This is a genomic window from Paenibacillus tarimensis, from assembly GCF_021532315.1.
Lineage (GTDB): Bacteria > Bacillota > Bacilli > Paenibacillales > Paenibacillaceae > Paenibacillus_I > Paenibacillus_I tarimensis.
The window spans coordinates 101,232-121,184 of the sequence record NZ_JAKGAO010000009.1 but is presented as its reverse complement, the minus strand read 5'-3'; the positions used below and the strand labels follow the sequence as shown (position 1 = coordinate 121,184).

At 52.9% G+C, this 19,953-nt stretch carries 17 protein-coding genes and 1 riboswitch; of the genes, 1 reads left to right on the top strand and 16 read right to left on the bottom strand.

Going from position 1 to position 19,953, the window contains the following annotated elements; all coding sequences use genetic code 11:
- Positions 1 to 5 precede the first annotated feature (5 nt).
- The 16 genes from L1N82_RS09405 to metA all read right to left on the bottom strand — a co-directional run bounded on the left by L1N82_RS09405 (position 6) and on the right by metA (position 18,274).
- The gene (locus L1N82_RS09405) at positions 6 to 956 is read right to left on the bottom strand and encodes a 4-hydroxy-3-methylbut-2-enyl diphosphate reductase (RefSeq protein ID WP_235287124.1); all 951 of its coding nucleotides are present in this window, start codon (positions 954 to 956) and stop codon (positions 6 to 8) included.
- 27 nt (positions 957 to 983) lie between these two features.
- Complete coding sequence (locus tag L1N82_RS09400; protein WP_235287123.1) at positions 984 to 2,483, bottom strand: sensor histidine kinase; 1,500 nt, start codon at positions 2,481 to 2,483, stop codon at positions 984 to 986.
- Positions 2,483 to 3,175, bottom strand: a complete 693-nt coding sequence (locus L1N82_RS09395; protein ID WP_235287122.1) for a response regulator transcription factor — start codon at positions 3,173 to 3,175, stop codon at positions 2,483 to 2,485. Before L1N82_RS09395 ends, L1N82_RS09400 begins: the two co-directional genes overlap by 1 nt.
- Before the next feature lie 83 nt (positions 3,176 to 3,258).
- Complete coding sequence (locus L1N82_RS09390) at positions 3,259 to 4,836, bottom strand: S1C family serine protease (RefSeq protein WP_235287121.1); 1,578 nt, start codon at positions 4,834 to 4,836, stop codon at positions 3,259 to 3,261.
- A 282-nt stretch (positions 4,837 to 5,118) separates the two neighbouring features.
- Positions 5,119 to 5,535 (bottom strand): YugN family protein, encoded by a 417-nt coding sequence (locus L1N82_RS09385; protein ID WP_235287120.1) that lies wholly within the window; start codon positions 5,533 to 5,535, stop codon positions 5,119 to 5,121.
- A 65-nt stretch (positions 5,536 to 5,600) separates the two neighbouring features.
- Positions 5,601 to 6,266, bottom strand: coding sequence for a response regulator (locus L1N82_RS09380; RefSeq protein WP_235287119.1), 666 nt, complete (start codon positions 6,264 to 6,266; stop codon positions 5,601 to 5,603).
- Entirely contained in the window at positions 6,250 to 7,299 is a 1,050-nt protein-coding gene (locus L1N82_RS09375; RefSeq protein ID WP_235287118.1) for a HAMP domain-containing sensor histidine kinase, read from the bottom strand. The genes L1N82_RS09380 and L1N82_RS09375 overlap by 17 nt, the downstream gene beginning before the upstream one ends.
- A gap of 7 nt (positions 7,300 to 7,306) precedes the next feature.
- On the bottom strand, positions 7,307 to 8,329 hold the full coding sequence (gene liaF, locus L1N82_RS09370; protein ID WP_235287117.1) for a cell wall-active antibiotics response protein LiaF: 1,023 nt from the start codon (positions 8,327 to 8,329) through the stop codon (positions 7,307 to 7,309).
- Positions 8,330 to 8,599: 270 nt separating this feature from the next.
- Positions 8,600 to 9,127, bottom strand: a complete 528-nt coding sequence (locus L1N82_RS09365) for an RNA polymerase sigma factor (protein ID WP_235287116.1) — start codon at positions 9,125 to 9,127, stop codon at positions 8,600 to 8,602.
- A 122-nt stretch (positions 9,128 to 9,249) separates the two neighbouring features.
- Positions 9,250 to 9,762 (bottom strand): 3D domain-containing protein, encoded by a 513-nt coding sequence (locus tag L1N82_RS09360; RefSeq protein WP_235287356.1) that lies wholly within the window; start codon positions 9,760 to 9,762, stop codon positions 9,250 to 9,252.
- Positions 9,763 to 10,141: 379 nt separating this feature from the next.
- Entirely contained in the window at positions 10,142 to 12,082 is a 1,941-nt protein-coding gene (thrS, locus tag L1N82_RS09355; RefSeq protein WP_235287115.1) for a threonine--tRNA ligase, read from the bottom strand.
- Positions 12,083 to 12,437: 355 nt separating this feature from the next.
- Entirely contained in the window at positions 12,438 to 13,382 is a 945-nt protein-coding gene (gene ytxC / locus L1N82_RS09350; RefSeq protein ID WP_235287114.1) for a putative sporulation protein YtxC, read from the bottom strand.
- 275 nt (positions 13,383 to 13,657) lie between these two features.
- A complete protein-coding gene (mqnC, locus tag L1N82_RS09345) occupies positions 13,658 to 14,794 on the bottom strand; it encodes a cyclic dehypoxanthinyl futalosine synthase (protein ID WP_235287113.1) in 1,137 nt (378 codons plus the stop codon).
- A gap of 166 nt (positions 14,795 to 14,960) precedes the next feature.
- Positions 14,961 to 16,151 carry a trans-sulfuration enzyme family protein gene (locus tag L1N82_RS09340; RefSeq protein ID WP_235287112.1) on the bottom strand — a complete coding sequence of 397 codons (1,191 nt, stop codon included), beginning with the start codon at positions 16,149 to 16,151 and terminating at the stop codon, positions 14,961 to 14,963.
- A gap of 7 nt (positions 16,152 to 16,158) precedes the next feature.
- The gene (locus tag L1N82_RS09335; RefSeq protein ID WP_235287111.1) at positions 16,159 to 17,316 is read right to left on the bottom strand and encodes a PLP-dependent transferase; all 1,158 of its coding nucleotides are present in this window, start codon (positions 17,314 to 17,316) and stop codon (positions 16,159 to 16,161) included.
- Positions 17,317 to 17,356: 40 nt separating this feature from the next.
- The gene (gene metA / locus L1N82_RS09330) at positions 17,357 to 18,274 is read right to left on the bottom strand and encodes a homoserine O-acetyltransferase MetA (protein WP_235287110.1); all 918 of its coding nucleotides are present in this window, start codon (positions 18,272 to 18,274) and stop codon (positions 17,357 to 17,359) included.
- Between the two features lie 116 nt (positions 18,275 to 18,390).
- A riboswitch (SAM riboswitch) is annotated at positions 18,391 to 18,494 on the bottom strand.
- Between the two features lie 457 nt (positions 18,495 to 18,951).
- On the opposite strand from metA, the gene corA reads away from it, so the two are divergent.
- Positions 18,952 to 19,887, top strand: coding sequence for a magnesium/cobalt transporter CorA (gene corA / locus L1N82_RS09325; protein ID WP_235287109.1), 936 nt, complete (start codon positions 18,952 to 18,954; stop codon positions 19,885 to 19,887).
- Positions 19,888 to 19,953 lie beyond the last annotated feature (66 nt).

Below are 19,953 nucleotides of genomic sequence, written 5' to 3'. Positions count from 1 at the left end.
ATATTCTACTTCGTTGTCTTCTCCCGCAGGGTTGGCAGCAGCTTCTTCATGTTTACTGTACGTCTTGGCTCCCATGTATCCGGGTTAGCATGATCATACTGCTCCAGATAGGTGATAACTTCCTTCGTAATGGGAGTAGGTGTTGAAGCTCCGGAAGTAACGGCAACACGCTCAATTCCCTCCAGCCATTCGCGGCGGATCTCCGTTACGTCTGCAACACGGTAGGCTTTTACGCCCGAAATCTCCTCGGATACCTGGGCAAGCCTGTTTGAATTGTTGCTCCGCGGATCACCGACCACAATACAGAGCTGTGCCTGTCCTGCCTGGCCGGCCACTGCTTCCTGCCTCACCTGTGTGGCCAGACAAATCTCATTATGAACCTCCGCGCCCGGGAACTTCTCTACGAGCTTGTTTACCAGGTGGCGGATATCCCACTGCGACATGGTCGTCTGGTTGGTGATCAGGATTTTGGCGTCTTTAAGCGCAAGCCGGTCAATCTCTTCCTCACGCTCGATCAGATGGACATGCTCCGGCGCGATTCCAATCGCGCCTTCCGGCTCGGGATGTCCCTTCTTGCCGATATAGATGATCTCATAGCCCTCCGCCACCTTATCGCGGATCAAATCATGCGTCCTGGTAACATCCGGGCACGTGGCGTCTACAACAGCCAGACCCTTCTGCTCCGCTCTGCGCCGGACTTCAGGAGATACACCATGAGCGGTGAAGATAACGGTTCCTTCCTCGATCTTCTCCAGTATTTCAAGGCGGTTCTCGCCATCAAGCGTGATGATGCCTTCCTGTTCGAATGCATCCGTAACATGCTTGTTGTGAACAATCATTCCGAGAATATAAATAGGCCGCGGCAAATCCATATTTTTCGCTGCTTGCAGTGCAAGCACCATGGCATCAACGACACCATAGCAGTAGCCGCGGGGAGAAATTTTCACAATTTCCATCGTACACCCGCTTTCTGCCCTAACCCGCTAGTGTTGGTCCGGCTCTTTCATTATACCTGAATCGTCCTGAGGAGGAAAGAATACCGGCAGCCACACGATGAAGGTCGTACCCTCGCCTTCTCGTGTCTTTACTTCGACCGAGCCGTTATGCTCGTCAATAATCCACTTCGCGATGGAAAGCCCGAGCCCTGTCCCAGCCGTCTTGCCCCGTGACTCATCCGCCCGGTAGAACCGTTCGAAAATATGCGGAACTTCGTCATTGTCCATGCCAATCCCGGTATCCTGTATGATCAGACCCCCTTGGCCGTCCACCCGCATTGCCTTTAGTTCCACATAACCTTCCGCTGTATACTTGAAGGCATTCTCTATGAAGATAAAAATCAGCTGGCGCAGGTAGTCCGCATTGCCCATAACCTGTACATCCTCAATGGACGAAAGATCCCCGATCCGCCAGTCAGCTGTCCGGGGCAGCAGGTTCGCCCTGCGTGCAACCTCTTCTACCAGCGGCAGCAGCTCGATTGGCTCCTTCTCCATCTCATAGCCTGCATCCGCGCGTGCGAGTGACAGCATATCCGCAACCAGCCGGCTCATCCGTTTCGCCTCATCCGATATGTCTTTCATGGCTTCCAGCGACAGTTCAGCCCGGTCCGGACTCAGCACGACCTCCTTGCCGCCCTCGCCTTGAGACGCGGCGAAAGCTTCGGCCAGCTCAGGCCGCCACATTTTCTCCAGCAGGTCAATATTACCCCGTATAGTAGTCAGAGGCGTTCTCAGCTCATGCGAAGCATCCGAGACAAACCTTCTCTGAGCTTTGTAGGCATCATCGAGATCATTGTAGGTCTTCTCCAGCCGCTCCAGCATCCCGTTCAGCGTATCGGTGAGCTGGCCAAGCTCATCATTAGGTGCTCCCCGGGGTATACGCACGCTGAGATTCGAGCCGTTCTCGATCCGGTTGGTTGCACGAATGACGTCCTCGATCGGCCGCAGCGCTTTACGAGCAAGGAACAGTCCCAGCGTAAAAGCCAGAAAAATCGCCACGATGGACGTGAACACCAATATGGTCCGCAGACTGCTTAGATACTGCTCCTGCTGGTCCGTATAATAGGCAACCTGTATAAGTCCGACGATATCTCCACCCGCTTCCATCCGCAGCGGCACCTGATAGGACAAGAAATGAAAGCCTTCCACCATCATATCCGCAAATCCTTCCTTCAGGCCGGATGGATTGGAGGGATAGGGAAGCTGAAGCTGAAACCGGCGGATGGTATCGGATAACGGAAATACTTCCCTGGTGTTGTAATTGACGAACTGTATGAACACACCCTCATACTGCAAGCTGACGAAGGGGACGATATCAAGATTACTGATCGGTACGGCACGAATCTTGTGTGCCTGGCTCTTCAGCTGCTCCTTGATGTCTCCGTACGTATTGTAATTGACGAAGAAGTAGATAGCCGTGCCGAGGATGACCATCGTAACGGCCAGTATGCCGGAGTACCATAGGGTAAGACGCAGCCTGATCGACATCAGCCATTCTCTCCTTTAAGCACATAACCTGTGCCCCTTACCGTCTGGATTAGCCGCTTGGCTCCTCCCTCTTCCGTCTTCTGGCGCAGCATGGCAATATAAACCTCCAGCACGTTGGACTCTCCGCTGTAATCATAGCCCCATATTTTCTCCATAATAGTCTCCCGTGTAAGGACGCGGCGAGGATTCTGCATGAACAGATGAAGCAGATCGAACTCCTTGCTTGTCAGATCGAACGCCCTGCCTGAACGGATCGCTTCACGCGAATCAATATCAAGCACCAGATCTTCAAATACAAGCCTGCCTGCACCGGTATCGGCCTTATCCGACTTGCGGCGGAGCAGCGCACGGACTCTTGCCAGCAGTTCTTCCAGCGCGAACGGCTTCACCAGATAATCGTCCGCCCCCATATCAAGCCCCTTGACCCGGTCCTTAATCTCGTCCTTCGCTGTTAACATCAGAATTGGAACCGTACTCCCGCTCTCCCTGATCCTGCGGCATACTTCCCAGCCATCCACATTCGGCATCATTACATCGAGCACGACCATATCCGGTTCACTTGTCAGCATGGCCTTGAGTCCGCTTAGACCGTCATTGGCCGTCATAATTTCATAGCCCTCGAAGGCGAGCGAGCGTCTTAATAAAGATGTAATCTTCTCATCATCGTCAACAACCAAAATTTTAGGCCTCATGAAGCTTCCCCCTTATATTCCCTCTCATAACAAGGAGCGCAGACAGGCCTTTCAGCCTGCCTGCGCCCCGCAAGTACGATCTGTTACCCGGATACATTGAAATCATTTTTGTTGCCGATGACAACATCCAGATCAATCTTTTGTCCGTTGCGGATGACATGCAAGGTTACCGAATCGCCTACATTCTTTTTCTTGATTGCGGCGATTAGTCCTTCTTTTGTATCGTAATCTTTGCCGTCCATGCCGGTGATGACATCATATTGGCGCAGATCCGCAATATAGGCCGGCGATTTGTATGTGATATTCGAAACAATGGATCCCTTGGTTGTTTCGAGGCCAAGCTCGGCCGCAATCTGTTCATTCATATCGCCAAGTGTAGCACCGATGAAAGGCACTGGCTCCTTCGGAATCTCCTTGTTATTCTTCAGATTATCGAGCACCTCAAGAATAGTGCTTGTCGGGATCGCAAAGCCGATGCCCTGGGCCTGTGTACTAACAGCGGTGTTAATGCCGATAACCTCGCCGTTCAGGTTAATCAGCGGACCGCCGGAGTTACCCGGGTTGATGGATGCGTCCGTTTGCAGCAGATGCTCATAGTTGCGGGTGCCTTCCGTGTCCGGGATGGTGATCGGACGCTCCTTCGCGCTCAGCACACCCACGGTAACCGTGTGGTCGAATCCGTTCGGATTGCCGATAGCTACAACCCAGTCACCGATATTAATAGCGCTTGAATCTCCCAGCTTAAGCGTTGGGAAGGCCTTGTCACCCTCTACCTTTAGTACAGCCAGATCCAGCTCGTAGCTTGAGCCGAGCAGCTTCGCTTCAAGCGGCTGATCATAACCCTGGACCGTCACCTTGATTTGTTCTGAGTTGCCGATTACATGCTGGTTGGTCAAAATATAGCCCGTTTCATCGAAGAAAAACCCGGAACCTAGACCGCTTGGCACAAACTGGCTGCCATTGTTAGTCTCGGGCTGTGTTGGCGCCGTAAAGTTATCTCCGAAGAACTGGCGGAAGAACGGGTCCTCGAACAGGGTGCCGCCGCTGCTGCTCCGGCTTTGAACATACGTCTCAATCTTTACTACTGCCGGACTTGACTGCTCGAAGACTTTGGCAATATTGTTCGGCCGGACGATATCCATGGCATTAGAGACGGTGCTCCCGCCCTGTGAGTTGGCAAGTGAACCTGAACCGCTCTCACCAGACTGCGCCACAATGGCTTGATCAGCGGTGAACCAGTTCTGATAGTCAGCTGTTACCATCAGTCCGCCAAGCAGAATGACTCCCGTCATAAAAGAAGCAAACATCGGCTTCCAGGATGAACGGCGCTTTTCCTTGAGCTGCCATCCGCTTTTGGTTCCGGCAGGCGCTCCCTGATTATATTGCGGAACCGGTTTCGGCGGGGTTACCTCTACAACCTCACGGATACCGTGACCGGAATCCCGCCGCTGCTCCTCAGATGCTTCCGATCTTTCCTGCGGCTGCCCGTTATCATAGGCTGCTGACTTGAATGGACCATATGAATAGTAGTAAGACGGTTTCTCAGCCTGCTCTGATTCCGCTGACTGCTCTGACTCCGGCTTCTCCGTACGCTGGCGCCTGTCTCCCTCTTCTCCCCGAAAGAAGTCATCATAAGGATTTTTCTTGTTTTGATCGTCCATGCTCTACTCCTCCTTATATCCTTAATCCGGTTGTAGGATAAGATTCAACGCGGAATGATTGTGTATTACTATCATGCACATTCTACATTAAACCAATCTTAAAAAAGATTTAAACATAAATAAAAAAAGGAAATCCGACCTACCATTGAAAAAGTAAAGAATAGGTACTCCGACGTAGCCCCTCGTCATGGAAACAATAACATGCAAAAAGGCGATGGCCCCCGAACCGCGGGAACAATCACCTCCTGGCTGTACGTTGATTATTATGGTTGTAGAGCCCCGTCAGCCCGGCATAATCCGCTCGATTTGTCTTAAAACCTCTTCACCCTTCTGCAGCCATTTATCCTCTACCGGAGCATCAGGATCAAGCGGGTGCTGAAACTGGTCAAACAATGCGCCGAAGACGCGCGGCGTGGCGTCATGCTCAATGCCCTCGTTATAGAGATGCTTAAGGACAAACGGCTGTCCGAACCGGATTTTTGCATCGAGCTCCTCACGGTCCTCATCAATATTGCCGCTCGTAACTTCAAAAGGTAGACGAAGCCAGACCTTATGAGCCTCCTCATCAAGAAACCGGTCAAAAAAACCGCTCTTGTAGTCCCAGTTGCCGCCGAGACTGAATTTATAGTCCTTCAATAGATTCCTTACTTCCGTAAACTCGTGACTGCTGTTCTCCAGGCTGGATGAGATCGGAATCACAGGTTTTCCCTCCTAACCGAACGTTATTACCGGTTAGGATGCCCATTTATGCTGCCGTTATGTAATCAGACCGGACGAATCCAGCCTTTGCGGTGCGCAAGCACAGCTAACTGGGTGCGGTCCTCCAGTTCACATTTCATGAGGAGGTTGCTAACATGCGTCTTTACTGTCTTAATACTGATGTGGAGCTCCTCGGCGATCTCCTTATTGGAACGGCCTTCGGCAACAAGGTAAAGCACTTCCTTCTCCCGTTCTGTTAGTCCCTCATCTGTCCCTTGCGAGGAGCGCTGCCGCAAACCGCGGGTTAACGCCTGCGACACATCACCGGTCATGACCGGCATCCCCCTAACCGCACCGTTTAGGGCGTAGATAAGCTCCTCTGCAGACACCGTCTTCAGACAATAGCTGACCGCACCGGCTTCAATTGCAGCCACCACCTTCTCATCCTCCAGGAAGGAGGTCAGCAGAACGATCTTAATACCAGGGTAAATTTCGAGTACCTTACGTGTTGTCTCCACGCCATCCATTCCCGGCATCATTAAATCCATCAGAATAATATCCGGTTTGTCTCCGTCAGCCAAGCCCGCCAGGACCTTGACGGCATCCTCGCCGCTTCCCGCCTCGGCGACCACCTCAAATTTAGGCTCTAGCATCAGATAAGTCCGGAGACCAGCCCTTACCATATCATGGTCATCTACAATCATCAGCTTCCACTTAACCGCTTCGCTCATCGCCGTCCTGCTCCTCTTGTTCATATTTCGGGATGGTCACCTTGATCCGCGTGCCCGCACCGGGCTTGCTGAGAATCTCGGTATCGCCGCCGAGCTTCTGTGAACGCTCTCTCATCGTAGAGAGCCCGTAAGAACCCGTCTTCACTTGGTCTGCTCGAAAGCCGGCTCCATCATCCTGCAGCGTCATCACATAGTTCCGCTCATACTCAACCAGGTTGAGGGTTACCTTACGGGCATCGGCATGCTTCACTACGTTGGCCATCGCCTCTTGAATGATCAGGAACAGCTGATGCTCCTTAGCCTCCGATAGCTCCCCTGTAACCCGGCATCCCAGCTCCCCCTGCAGCCTGTTCTGACGGCAGTAATCCGGAAACCACTTATCAAGCGCCTGTTGCAGCGATCTCCCCTCCAGCTCAAGAGGACGCAGCTGCGCGATAAACCCTCTCATCTGCCGCTGTGCCATTGATGACATATCAATCAGCTGCTGCATCACGCTGTCAGCCCTGGCACGATCCAGCTCCAGCAGCTTAGGCATCGAGGATGCGGCCATGTGGATGGCGAACAGCTGCTGACTCACCGTATCATGCAAGTCCCGGGCAAGGCGCTTGCGCTCCTCGAGTATGGCCGCCTCGTTAGAGGCCTCCTCCCGCATAACCTGCTGCTCACCCTCCCGCTGCAGCCACTTCATCTTCCGCTCCAGAGCAGCTGCCATCTCATTGAATTCCCGGAAGGCTGCCGTGAATGACCGGGCTCCGCCTTCAGGAAGCCGGACAGCCAGATTACCGCTGGACACCTGCTTGACCGCCAGATGAATTGAATCAATTCCGCGCTGCATACGCCGGCCCGCCCAGTAACCGAAAGCCGCATTAATAACGACAAAAGCAGCCGCAACGGCGAGCCATTTTTCGGTCAGCGGCGTCCCTGGCGGAATATAGTACAGGCCTGCGCCGCAAACTCCCAGAGACAGGATTGAGGAGCTCATCATGAGCAAAATGAGCTCCCATTTGCTGCTTCTCCATAATCTAACGATCAAATCTTCTTCACCCTACCTTAGTGACACGTACATCCCCGATAAATGAGCTGACGACGAGACGGATTCTCTTGTCACATTCATGATAGTAAGGCGTCTCAATATTCATATGACTGAATATGCCGCCTTCCTTGCGGTCTAGAACCTTCGCATCTCCGATGAATGCGCTGGATACCACCTGAAATCCTACCTCATAATCATTCGGGATAAACACCTTTACATCACCGATAAAGGAAGAAACCGTAATCTTCGTCTCACCCGGGGCAATCTGTGCTTTGGTAAGATCAATCACCGTATCCCCAATGAAATGTGAGATATTTAGCGGCTTCAGTTCCCAGTAATCCTGCCCAAGATGGATATCGCCGATAAAGCTGGACCGTGTTTGGGTCTTGGGATTGGAATCCCACCACTCCACACGTTCATTCGCATGACGCTGATTTCGCTGATTACTGCCCATCCCACGCTGCTGGCCATGCTCGCCATAGCCTGCATCCCCGCTGTTGCCATACTGCCCGTTCATCTCTTCCGGGCGGGGAGGAACTGCCCTGCCATATCCGTAACCATGGCTTTCCTCTTCGGTATCCCTCTTGGCTAACGGATCGGGATGAAGGGGCGGTGCCGGCGGAACCGGCCTTTCGGGCTTTTGATCCGGGTAGGCTTTCCACTCCTCATCCGAGCTGTCCCGGCTTCCTCTGCCAGGCCTGAATATCATATTGATCCCGATAATAATCAGCACGACCGGCCACCCTACGCGTATAAGATCACCCAGAGACAAGCTGATCAGACCGAGGTTACGCACGAGAAAATAACAGCCCAGCAGCAGCAGAACGCTGCCCCACCATCCGCCTCCGTACTTTCGTTCGACGATAATGCTCTGCAAGCCTAATAAGATTAGTATGCACGGCCAGAATTTCGCAAGTAGAGCACCAAGCGCCAAACCAGGAAAAAAACCTGTCTGCTGAAGCAGAAACAATACACCGAGACCTGCGATAAACAGACCCCAAAACAACCGGTTAACAACGTTTCTATTCATTCGCCATCACCCTTACGCTTCATTGTAAACTCAGTATAGCCGACACGCCTGTACCCGCAAAGGGTCGGGCGATTGAATAGGAGCTCGGTCCCGAGACCGAGATCAGGCTGTTCATCCGGCCGCCAAGCCTTCACTGCCTGTGTGAAGGGGCAGCAGCACTTGGAGCACAACACAAAGAAGGGGCTCCTGTGAACCAGCACAGGAAAGCCCCTTGCACATCGTGATGATACCCGATCCGACTGCCGCGCCTCCTGCAGCGGATCCTTATTTCTACATATTGGGCGCAATATCCGTCCTCTTCAGCCGTTCCCTGGTGCGGTGAATTTTCGCCTTGACGGTACCGACAGGCATCTTCATCACATCTGCGATTTCCTGGTCCTTGAACCCGTAATAGAACTTGTACAAAATCAACGTTCTCGTCGTTGGGTCCAGAGCGCCGAGCAGCTCGGATATCTCCATCATCAGCTCAGCTTCCGTCAGTGCAGCCGAATGATCGACTACAGAGGGCCATTCCTCGCAGGGCTGGATGCGTCCCGCCGTCTTGTTGACGTTAAGGGCCACATTCTTGGTAATCGCCTTGGCCCAAGCTGTTAGCTTGCTCTCCTCGCGAAGGGTCGCGTGGTTGGAGAGCATCTTGACCCATGCATCCTGAACGACATCGTGTGCATCGGACTTATTCCGTACCTTCGAATAGGCCACTCGAATCATGTGGTTGTACAGTTCCCGAAGCACAGCTTCCTGCTTGGACGACTCTGCGCTCAAAGGCGGCAAATGGCCGTCCGGTAACCAGTTGGACATTGGTTGATCGCCCCGCTATGATAACGTTTACAAAACTGGTAAATACAATGTTATCATACCATGTATACCGGAAAAAGAAAATTCGTCCTGCCAATTTCCTGGCAGGACGAAAGACTTATTTTTCACGAGGCAATAAACTCGGATGGGATTGTTTTTTCGGCAGAAACTGCGCGGTTTATTTCCTTCAGCCAATCCTCATCCAGCTTGCCGTCTCCCACCTTAATCACATCCACATGAACCTTGCGCTTGCCCCACTGTTTAAAAACCTGCTTGGTAGTTTCAAAGTATAGATCAATCTTGCGGCCTTTAATGGCGGATCCTGTGTCTGCTACGACACCATAGCCGTATCCCGGTATATATAACAGTGTTCCAATTGGAAACACCTTCGGGTCGGCAGCGATCGTCGACACATGATCCCTCCTCACCTTAACGCCCGAGTATGTAATGCCGTACCCCCGCATGCCCGGCTTCTTCCCGGTTGATTCAACACCTGCTGTATAGCCGGTTGCGGTTACTTGCACGGTGTCTACTGCCTTATGTGTTAGAATAGCAACTGCCCCGGTAGTCTTGTCCAGTGTACGCGCATCAGCTATTCCATCTGCTGCTGCCTTGCCCACGGGCGAACTTTCCTTGATGCGGCTGCCCTTCCTGTCGGCCGAACGGCTCCCATTATCACGGGTACTGCTGTTATTACGAGTGGCTTCGTCCAAGCCGGGATTAGCCGCAGCGAGATTGTTTACAGTCTCGAAGTTAAGCTGTAAATCCGCTTTCTTATAACTACTCTGCTCCTCCACTGCGATGCCGGAAGCTGACAGCTGAGCTCTTGAGATGGCGATTGTCCGTATGGTCCCATAGGCCACCACAACCGTCAAGAGTATCAACAGCGCGTTCACCCATCGTGCGGAAAGCTTAAAGCTTGTTAACATCTGGATGATCTCCCCCTCTTATCGAAGGTTACCCAATGTCAACAAGCTTTATTCAGTTTACGCTATTTTTTTTGCTAGAATGCTAGATTCACACCTGTTTTGATATAATTTCTTCCAGAAGGAGCTTGCTTGTCTCCTCGATTGTCTTGGCTCCGATGTCACCCTCACCGCGCTTGCGGATCGATACCGTGCCGCTGCCGGCTTCATTCTCGCCTACAATCAGCATGTACGGAATCTTCTCCAGCTGTGCCTCGCGGATCTTGTAGCCAAGCTTCTCATTGCGCAGATCAGACTCTGCACGAATGCCTGCCTCGATCAGCTGCTCCTGAACGTTCTTCGCGTACTCCTCGTACACGGTTGAAACCGGAATAACACGTGCCTGAACAGGAGACAGCCAGAGCGGCAGTGCGCCCGCAAAATTCTCCAGCAGGAACGCTGTCATGCGCTCCATCGTGCTGATAATGCCGCGGTGAATAACGACTGGGCGGTGCTTCTTCCCGTCATCACCGACATACTCAAGCTCGAAGCGTTCAGGCAGGAGGAAATCCAGCTGTGCAGTCGACAGTGTTTCTTCCTTGCCAAGCGCCGTCTTGATCTGCACATCCAGCTTAGGTCCGTAGAATGCCGCCTCGCCTTCTGCCTCGAAGAACGGCAGATCGAGCTCTTCCACCACTTCCTTCAGCATGCGCTGGGACATTTCCCACATCTCATCATTCTGGAAATACTTCTCCGTATCCTGCGGATCACGATAGGACAAGCGGAAGCGGTAATCCTTGATGCCAAAATCTTCATAAACCTTGCGGATAAGATTTACAACGCGCGCAAACTCTTCCTTGATCTGGTCCGGGCGGCAGAAGATATGCGCGTCATTGAGCGTCATCGCCCGTACGCGGTGAAGGCCGGTCAGCGCACCCGACATCTCATAACGGTGCATGGTTCCAAGCTCGGCAATCCGCACCGGCAGATCCCGGTAGCTGCGCATTCCACTCTTATATACCATCATATGATGAGGACAGTTCATCGGGCGAAGCACAAGCTCCTCATTATCCATCTGCATCGGCGGGAACATATCCTCTTGGTAATGCTCCCAATGTCCGGATATTTTGTACAGCTCTACACTGCCCATAACCGGCGTGTAGACATGCTCATAACCAAGACGTTCTTCAAGATCAACAATATAGCGTTCCAGTGTCCGGCGCACCTTCGAGCCGTTCGGGAGCCATATCGGCAAACCTTGTCCGACCTCCTTGGCAAAGGTGAACATTCCGAGCTCCTTGCCGAGCTTCCGGTGATCGCGTTTCTTGGCTTCTTCCAGAAGGTGCAGGTGCTCATCAAGCTGTGCTTTCTTCGGGAAGGCCGTGCCGTAAATACGCTGCAGCATCTTGTTCTTGGAATCACCGCGCCAGTATGCACCTGCAACAGACAGCAGCTTGAATGCTTTGATTTTGCCTGTTGACGGCAGATGCGGACCCCGGCAGAGATCAAAGAATTCGCCCTGATCATAAATCGTAATGGTGGAATCCTCCGGCAGATCGCGGATCAGCTCAAGCTTGAGGTTATCCCCCAGCTCGTTATAGATGCTGATTGCTTCCTCCCGGCTAACCTCCCGGCGGCGGATCGGCAGATCCTCCTGAACGATCTTCGCCATCTCCTTCTCAATCTTGACCAGGTCCTCAGGCGTAAGTGACTGATCCATGTCAATGTCATAGTAGAAGCCATCTTCAATAACAGGACCGATACCAAGCTTGATATTCGCTTCCTTGCCATAAAGCCGCTTAATAGCCTGCGCCATTAAATGCGCGGTACTGTGACGGTATACCTCCAGGCCATCCGGCGAATCAACTGTAACAATTTCAATGGAGGCATTCTCACGGATTGGCGTGTACACATCAACCACCTTGCCGTTCAGCTTGCCTGCGATCGCATTCTTGCGTAGACCAGGGCTGATCGACCCCGCTACTTCCTCAATAGTCGTTCCCTGCTCAAACTGCTTGACTGCACCATCCGGAAACGTAACGTTCACTGACATACCCATTCAACCTCCAACTGTAAATAAATGCAAAAAAAGCACACATCCCGATAGGGACGAGTGCTTGTATACCCGTGGTTCCACCCTGATTCGACAACGCACGGCCCTCCAACTGCTGACCGTCGTGCATTATCCTTCATTGAACATCTCGTAACGGGGATGAACCGGTAAAGCTTACGCACCGGACGAAGCCGGCTTCAGCCGTACAGCTCCAAAGGGGTATCTCGCGCTTCGGTTACGGGAGGAAATTGCAGCCTGGTTTCCTCTCTCTGGGCCGTACCTTGTAAGCCGAAACATGTCTTTGTCGTTGCTGATGTCACAAATTATACCTGTTAAAGGCAGGCGCGGTCAAGGGTCAGGTCAGCCTTTGATCACGCGGCTGGACATGCCCGTCGAATGCCGGGCGGCATGTCCGGCAGCTGGTGCAGATCGTGACCCGGCTGTCAAAAATCGACTCAATAGTCCGAATTACCTGCTGCCCAGGCTCACGCGTATGGATGATAATCTCCTGGGGAGACATGGAAATCAGGTTGCTGACCACCATATCCTCCACATTCATTTCAGCTTCAAGCATATCCGCGACAATCCGGTCAACCTGTCTGTGCTCGATCGGCTCGTACTGCGCATCATAAAAGGCAAAATCATTGTCATTGCGGTGTATCACATGCAGCAGCTCCACCTTCGGCTCCTGCAGGCAAACGAAATATCGCAGCAGTGAGATAAATTCTTGATACTGTTTGTCCATGACGAATTCATCAACCGCATATTCAACCACTTCCCTCAGCTCCTGCCAATAGGAGGCCAGGCGAAAGGTGACGAAGCCATCCAGATGGACGCTCAGCTGCTCAGCAAGAAACTGCTCCAGCTCTTCCGCAATAAGACTTTTGCGGCGGGCCCTCGCCTCCGGGTCCCAGAGCATATCCACATCGCCGTCTGATACTACATCAGGTCCATCCAGCTGCTGACGGCAGTGCCATAATATCCGGTCCAAGTCTTCATCCTGCTCATATCGGAACTGTTTGCGGGCAATCGTACGAAGAAGTAACGGTTCCGTCTCCGTCATAATATAAGACGCCATCCCGCTGGCTGCCAGGGAATGAACCAGTTTGCGGTTGTTATCCGTCGCGGCGGCGGGTGTCCGGCTTATAAACGCAAGTCTTCCGTGATCCGCGTCCACTTCCCAGTAACCAATATCGGCTGTCTCACGATGCAGATCTGCGAAGGCGTCCGATAAACACCGGGTTAAACAGGAGAGCTTCTCTTCAGACACGGCTCCCAGGGTAACCGCAAATAACTCCATACGCTCACTCCTTTCCGTTACAGTATATGGTCCCTGATGGGCGGATATACAATGAAGGGTGTGGAATGGCTGAAAAGGTTTGTCAGTTTACGAACACTGTTCCAACTGCATTCAGCTTATATCCTCTTTAACCACAAGTGCACGCTGTTCAATAACCGGGGTTTATAGATGTACGCCAAAAAGCGCCAGTGAGGCCTACCGGAAAGGGAGGTCTGACTGGCGCTGGTCAAGTCCGCCCCCTGCGGTCAATCAGAAAAACAGGGGGATGAAGGAAGCTAATTTTGCATAATAAAGTCCGTGCTTGCTGCTTCGGATTCGTGGTACGTCTTCAAAATTTCATAACGCGTGTTGCGCTGTGCAGGGATCTTGCCGCATTCACGGATCAGCTGAAGGATCAGCTGAATGTTGACCTTATGAGTCGTGCCTGCCGCCGAAACCACGTTCTCCTCAATCATCGTACTGCCAAAATCATTGCAGCCATAGCTTAGCGACAGCTTGCCGATCTCCGGACCCATCGTTACCCACGATGATTGGAAATTGTCGATGTTGTCCAGTGTAAGCCGGCTGATTGCCAGTGTCTTCAAATATTCCTCCGGTGATGCCTTCTCACGCTTCATGTTCGTGTTATCCGGCTGGAATGTCCAGGGAATGAAGGCCAGAAAGCCCTTGGAATCATAACCGTTCTGAATACACTGATCCTGCGCGTCGCGTACCCGGTGGAGATGAAGGCCTCTCTCCTCCATTGACTCGCCGAAGCCAATCACCATCGTGGCGGTCGTATTCATTCCGATCCGGTGTGCAGTCGTCATGACCTCCATCCAGTCCTCCCAGGTACCCTTAAGCCGGCTGATCTTCTTGCGCGTGCGGTTGTCCAGAATCTCCGCACCGCCGCCGGGCAGGGAATCCAGGCCCGCTTCATGCAGCTGGCGGACGACCTCTTCGAGGGACAGCCCCTCAGACACATCCTTCATCTTGCGGATCTCTGCAGGCGAGAAGGAATGCATGGTGATGCCGGGGAACCGCTGCTTAATCCCCCGCAGCAGGTTCGTGTAATACGAGAACGGGAGGTCCGGATTCGTCCCGCCCTGCATCAGAATTTCCGTTCCGCCAACCTCAATGGTCTCCTGGATCTTCTGAAATATCACCTCATCCGGCAATACATAGCCTTCATCCGAGCCGGGCTTCCGGTAGAATGCGCAAAACCGGCAGTATACATCGCATACATTCGTGTAATTGACATTACGCCCCACAACGAAGGTTGTGACAGGCTCCGGGTGCTTGCGCAGCATAATCTGATTGGCCGCGTGGCCCATCTTCTCGATCTCATCCGATTCAAACAGCGTAATCGTATCTTCCAAGCTGAGACGTTCCCCGTTCAGCGCTTTATTCAAAATGCGGTCTACCTGGTGCATGCCGCTGCCTCCTTACCTCATCCCGCCTATCCGGCGGAACCGCTTAATAAGGCCGATGCGCATCGTAATCCGCACGGCCAATCCTGTTACATACTACTGATGGTAACACAAACGGTGACCCCCGTCATCTACCCGGGAATCACCGCTTGTTCACCATTATGAGCAATCAGGAACGCAGCGCCTGCTCCAGGTCTGCGATCAGATCGTCGATATCCTCCAGGCCCACCGAATAGCGGAGCAGCCCGTCCGTTATTCCACGCTCGTGGCGGACCTGCTGCGGCATCGCCGCGTGCGACATCATGGCCGGATAAGAGAGGATGCTCTCCACTGCCCCAAGGCTGACGGCTACCAGCGGCAGCCGCACCCTGCTCAGTAGCGTCTTGGCCCGGTCTCCGCTGCCGACATCAAATGAGACGACAGCGCCATAGCCCTTCGACTGCTTCTCATGCACCTCGCGACGCGGATGACCGTCAAGGCCCGGGTAATAGACCGCACTGACCTCCGGCTGCGCAGACAGCCATTCAGCCAGCTTGCGAGCCCCGCGCTCACTGTGCTCCATCCGTGCCTGCAGCGTCTTCATGCCGCGCATTAAGAGCCAGCTCTCCTGTGCGCCAAGCACCGTGCCAAGTCCGTTCTGAAGCTGCTTGAGCCGGCGTCCAAGACTGTCGGTAGCCGCAACAGCCAGGCCTGCAAGAACATCACTGTGCCCGCCGAGAAACTTGGTTGCACTGTGCAGCACAATATCGACGCCAAGCTCGATCGGCCGCTGATGGTATGGCGTCATGAACGTGTTATCCAGCAAGGTCAGCAGTTCATTTTCCTTTGCCCATGCAGCAATCTCTGCTATATCAGTTATTTTCAGCGTAGGGTTGGACGGCGTTTCCATGAAGACAGCCTTCGTATTATCTTTGCGGGCAGCCTTGACAGCTTCGAAGTCCGTCATGTCGACGAATGTCGCCTCAATGCCAAGCCTGCTGAGAATGGACGTCAAGAGCCGATATGTACCCCCGTATACGTCCTCTGTCACGATCATATGATCCCCGGCTGACAGCATCAGGCAGGCTGTCGATATAGCTGACATTCCCGATGAGAATGCAAAGCCTCGCGCCCCGCCTTCAAGCTGCGCAATATAATCTTCCAGCGCCTGCCGTGTCGGATTGCCCGACCGGCTGTAATCATACTCCGGCGGATTAAAGATATCATGATGGTGAAAGGTAGATGCCTGATAGATCGGAACGCTTGATGCGCCCGTTGCCTTATCAATTTCTCCGCCAAAATGGATCAGTCTGGTCGCAAACTTCCTGTTCGCGCCTTCGCTTCCTGCACCGCCTTGTCCGTTAACTGGCTGCTCTCCCACTTCGCTATCACTCCCCGATTTCCGATTGTGCAGCTTCCAAAGCCTGTCTTAAGTCCTCTATTAAATCATCTGCATGCTCAATTCCAACTGAGAAACGGAGCAGGCGGTCATCTACGCCAACACGGCGGCGGATCTCCTCTGGAATATCCGCATGGGTCTGAACAGCCGGATAAGTCATCAGTGACTCCACGCCGCCAAGGCTTTCCGCAAAAGCGATCAGCCTAATATGCCGAAGAATCGGCTCTACATAGCGCGCATCCTTAACACGGAAGGAGAATATGCCGGTATTGCCCGAAGACTGCCGGTTCTGAATTTCATGTCCGGGATGCTGCGGCAGCGCCGGATAGAACACCTCCGCGATGGCCGGATGCTCGAGCAGATAATTCGCAATTCGTGTGGCATTATACTGGTGGCGCTCCATCCGCAGGGCCAGTGTCTTCATGCCGCGCATCAGCAGCCAGGAGTCCTGTGCGCCCAGCACAGCACCAATGGAATTATGCAGGATAAACATCTGCTCGGACAGCTCTTTGCCCTTGGTTACAATCAATCCTGCCAACACATCATTGTGTCCGCCCAGATATTTGGTCGCGCTGTGAACGACGATGTCTGCCCCGAGCTCAATCGGACGCTGGAAGAACGGTGTCAGAAGCGTATTGTCAACAATAACCAGAAGGTTCTTGCTCTTCGCCCATTCGCTGACACGGGCCACATCAGTAATCATCATTAGCGGGTTCGTCGGCGTTTCAATCAGAACCGCCTTCGTATTCGGATTCCGCTGCGACTCAAGTGCATCGATATCATTCGTATCCACATAAGAAGCCGTTACGCCGAAGCGGGACATTATCTGCTCAAGCAGGCGATAGGTACCGCCGTAGAGATCCAGAGACACGAGCAGGTGGTCGCCTTGGCTGAACAGCGCAAATACGGTCTGCAGTGCTGCCATACCTGAGCTGCACGCAAAGCCCGCATCACCGCTCTCAAGCTCAGCGGCTGCATCCTCAAGCACCTTCCGTGTCGGGCTCTTCGTACGGGCGTAATCAAAGCCTGTGCTTTCACCAAGCCTTGGATGGCGGAATGCGGTTGCCGGGTAGATCGGGAAGCTTACAGCACCTGTAACAGGTTCCTGTACGGAGCCGATTTGAGCCAGACGGCTTTCGATTTTCATAGTCGGATAACTCCTTCTCTTCTATATGGATTAGCGCAAGCTAGATGCCTGCACCGAGATCATATGGGGTTTGCTGGTAGACATAGTAATTCAACCAGTTGGAGAACAGCAGGTTGGCATGCGCCCGCCAGGATGACAGCGGCACACAGGTAGGGTCGTCGCCTGGAAAATAGTTCTTAGGAAGGCTGACGCGCAGCCCCTTTGCCTTGTCGCGGTCATACTCCCACTTCAGCGTATACGGATCATATTCGGAATGCCCGGTTACAAAAATCTGCTTGCCGTCCTTCGTCGCCGCAATATAGACGCCGGCATCATCAGACTCAGACCAGATCTCCAGTTCCGGATGCGCTTCGATGTCTTCGCGTCTGACATCCGTGTGCCTGGACTGCGGTACATAGAACTGCTCGTCGAAGCCCCGAAGGAGCGGCACGTTGCGTTTGGTAATCGTGTGCGGGAAGACACCGAAGATCTTCTCATCGAGGTTATATTTCGGCACGCCGAAGTGATGATACAGGCCCGCCTGCGATCCCCAGCATATATGGAACGTTGAGGTAACATGGCGGCGTGTCCAGTCCATAATATCCTTCAGCTCTTCCCAGTACGTAACCTCCTCGAACGGCAGATGCTCAACTGGAGCACCCGTAATGATGAAGCCGTCAAAATATTGATGAGCGATTTCATCGAAGGTTTTATAAAACGATTCGAGATGCTCAGAGGATGTATTCTTCGATGTATGAGTTTTCGGATGGATGAGCACGGCCTCAACCTGGAGCGGCGTGTTGCCGATCAGCCTCAGCAGCTGGGTCTCGGTCGTCTCCTTGGTTGGCATAAGGTTCAATATTCCTATACGCAATGGACGGATATCCTGATGATAGGCGATTGTCTCATCCATGACGAAGATATTCTCGTTCATGAGTATTTCTTTGGCCGGCAAACTGTCCGGTATTTTGATGGGCATTTCTAAATCACTCCTTAGTAGTAGACTCTGTCTCTGGTACCTCAGGTCGGAGCGAAGGCATGAATTAAAGCCCTTTCTCTGCAGAGAAAGGGCTCGAATGGTTGCATCATGCGCCTCTCTCATCTCTCAGAAACCTATGTTTCCGCAAGAATTAGCACCGTGCTGTTCGCCGGTTGCCGGGCTTCATAGGGCTAGTCCCTCCGCCTGCTCTTGATAAGAAAGAAATACTATTCAATTGCGTACTTCATTAAATGTACCGCATTCCCCTCCCTCCGTCAAGAACCTGGCTGCCCCCGTATGCAAAATCGCGGATCAATACGCTTTTCGTACTGGCACAGACGGGCTAAAACCGCATACGATGGCATAAGGTCCGGAACCTTATTTTTGCTTGAATGTCAAGAGGGCTGAGAGTATACTAGACAAGGATTGACGCTTGTAACCAGGCGTCCGTACTACTACATGACAAAGGGGTGCTTGCAACATATGGAAGGCGACGGATCTGGGCCAGTTCCCACGCCAGAGTCGACGACCGGACACCGTCCGGGCTGCCGCATGCCGGCATATGCGCACCTGCCCTTTCACCCTTGTAAGCGCAGCTTCGTGTAGTGCCGTACTGCCGCCTCCTGCCGGTGTCCTCCGTTCCAATGGGAACGAGCGGATGAAAGGAGTGAGCGCGGATGAAAATCCGTCTGGTTAACAATGGTGTATTCACGGTTCTGGACGATGTCCGGACCGCAATGAAGCCGCCTGCAGAAGGCTTCTACTGGATTGATGCCGATCTGGAGGATCTTGAGGTGCTGCAGCCGATCTTCGGGCTTCATGACCTGGAGGTTGAGGACTGTCTCAACGATGAGGAGCAGCGGCCTAAGATAGAAGTTCATGAAGGCCATTACTTTATTGTTGTTAACAGCATCCGGTTTGATGACGAAGAGATTTTTCTCCGTTCATTGAACATATTCCTCGGTAAAGGTTATATTATTACGGTTACCAAGCAAAAAATAAATGAGCTGCGCTCCCTGAAGCCACTGCTGCTAGAAGAGAGGGTCAGCAGTCCCGACCGGTTCCTGTATTATCTCACCGACCTTGTCGTTGATAACTACTTTATAGTAGGCGACCGGATCGAAGACCGGATCGAGAAGCTTGAGGAGGATATCCTCATGCATACGAAGAAATCGCATCTGACCGAAATCATCGGTCTGCGAAGTGAGATCCTGTGGCTGAAGCGGGTCCTCGGCCCGCAGCGGGAAGTAATCGGCACCCTCAACAAACGGGAGCTCAAGCTGATCGACCCCGAGCTGCAAAAATATTTTCGCGATATCTACGAGAATGCCGTCAAGGTCAGCGAGACCTTCGACACCTACCGTGATCTGATGGCCAACTTAAGGGAAGCGTACCAGTCCAGCATCGCCGGACGGGCCAATGAAATTATGCGCGTCTTCACCGCACTGACCACAATCTTCATGCCGCTGACCTTCATCACCGGTATATACGGCATGAATTTCGACTACATTCCAGGGTTGCATACGAAGGGCGGCTCTCTTATACTGCTGACCTTCATGGTTGTCGTCGGATTCGGGATGTTCTATATCTTCCGCAAGAAAGACTGGCTGTAGCCGGTGTTGCGGCAGCTGCTGCAGCTTGTGCGAATCATTTATAAATAGAAAGAAGGGCGGTCCAGC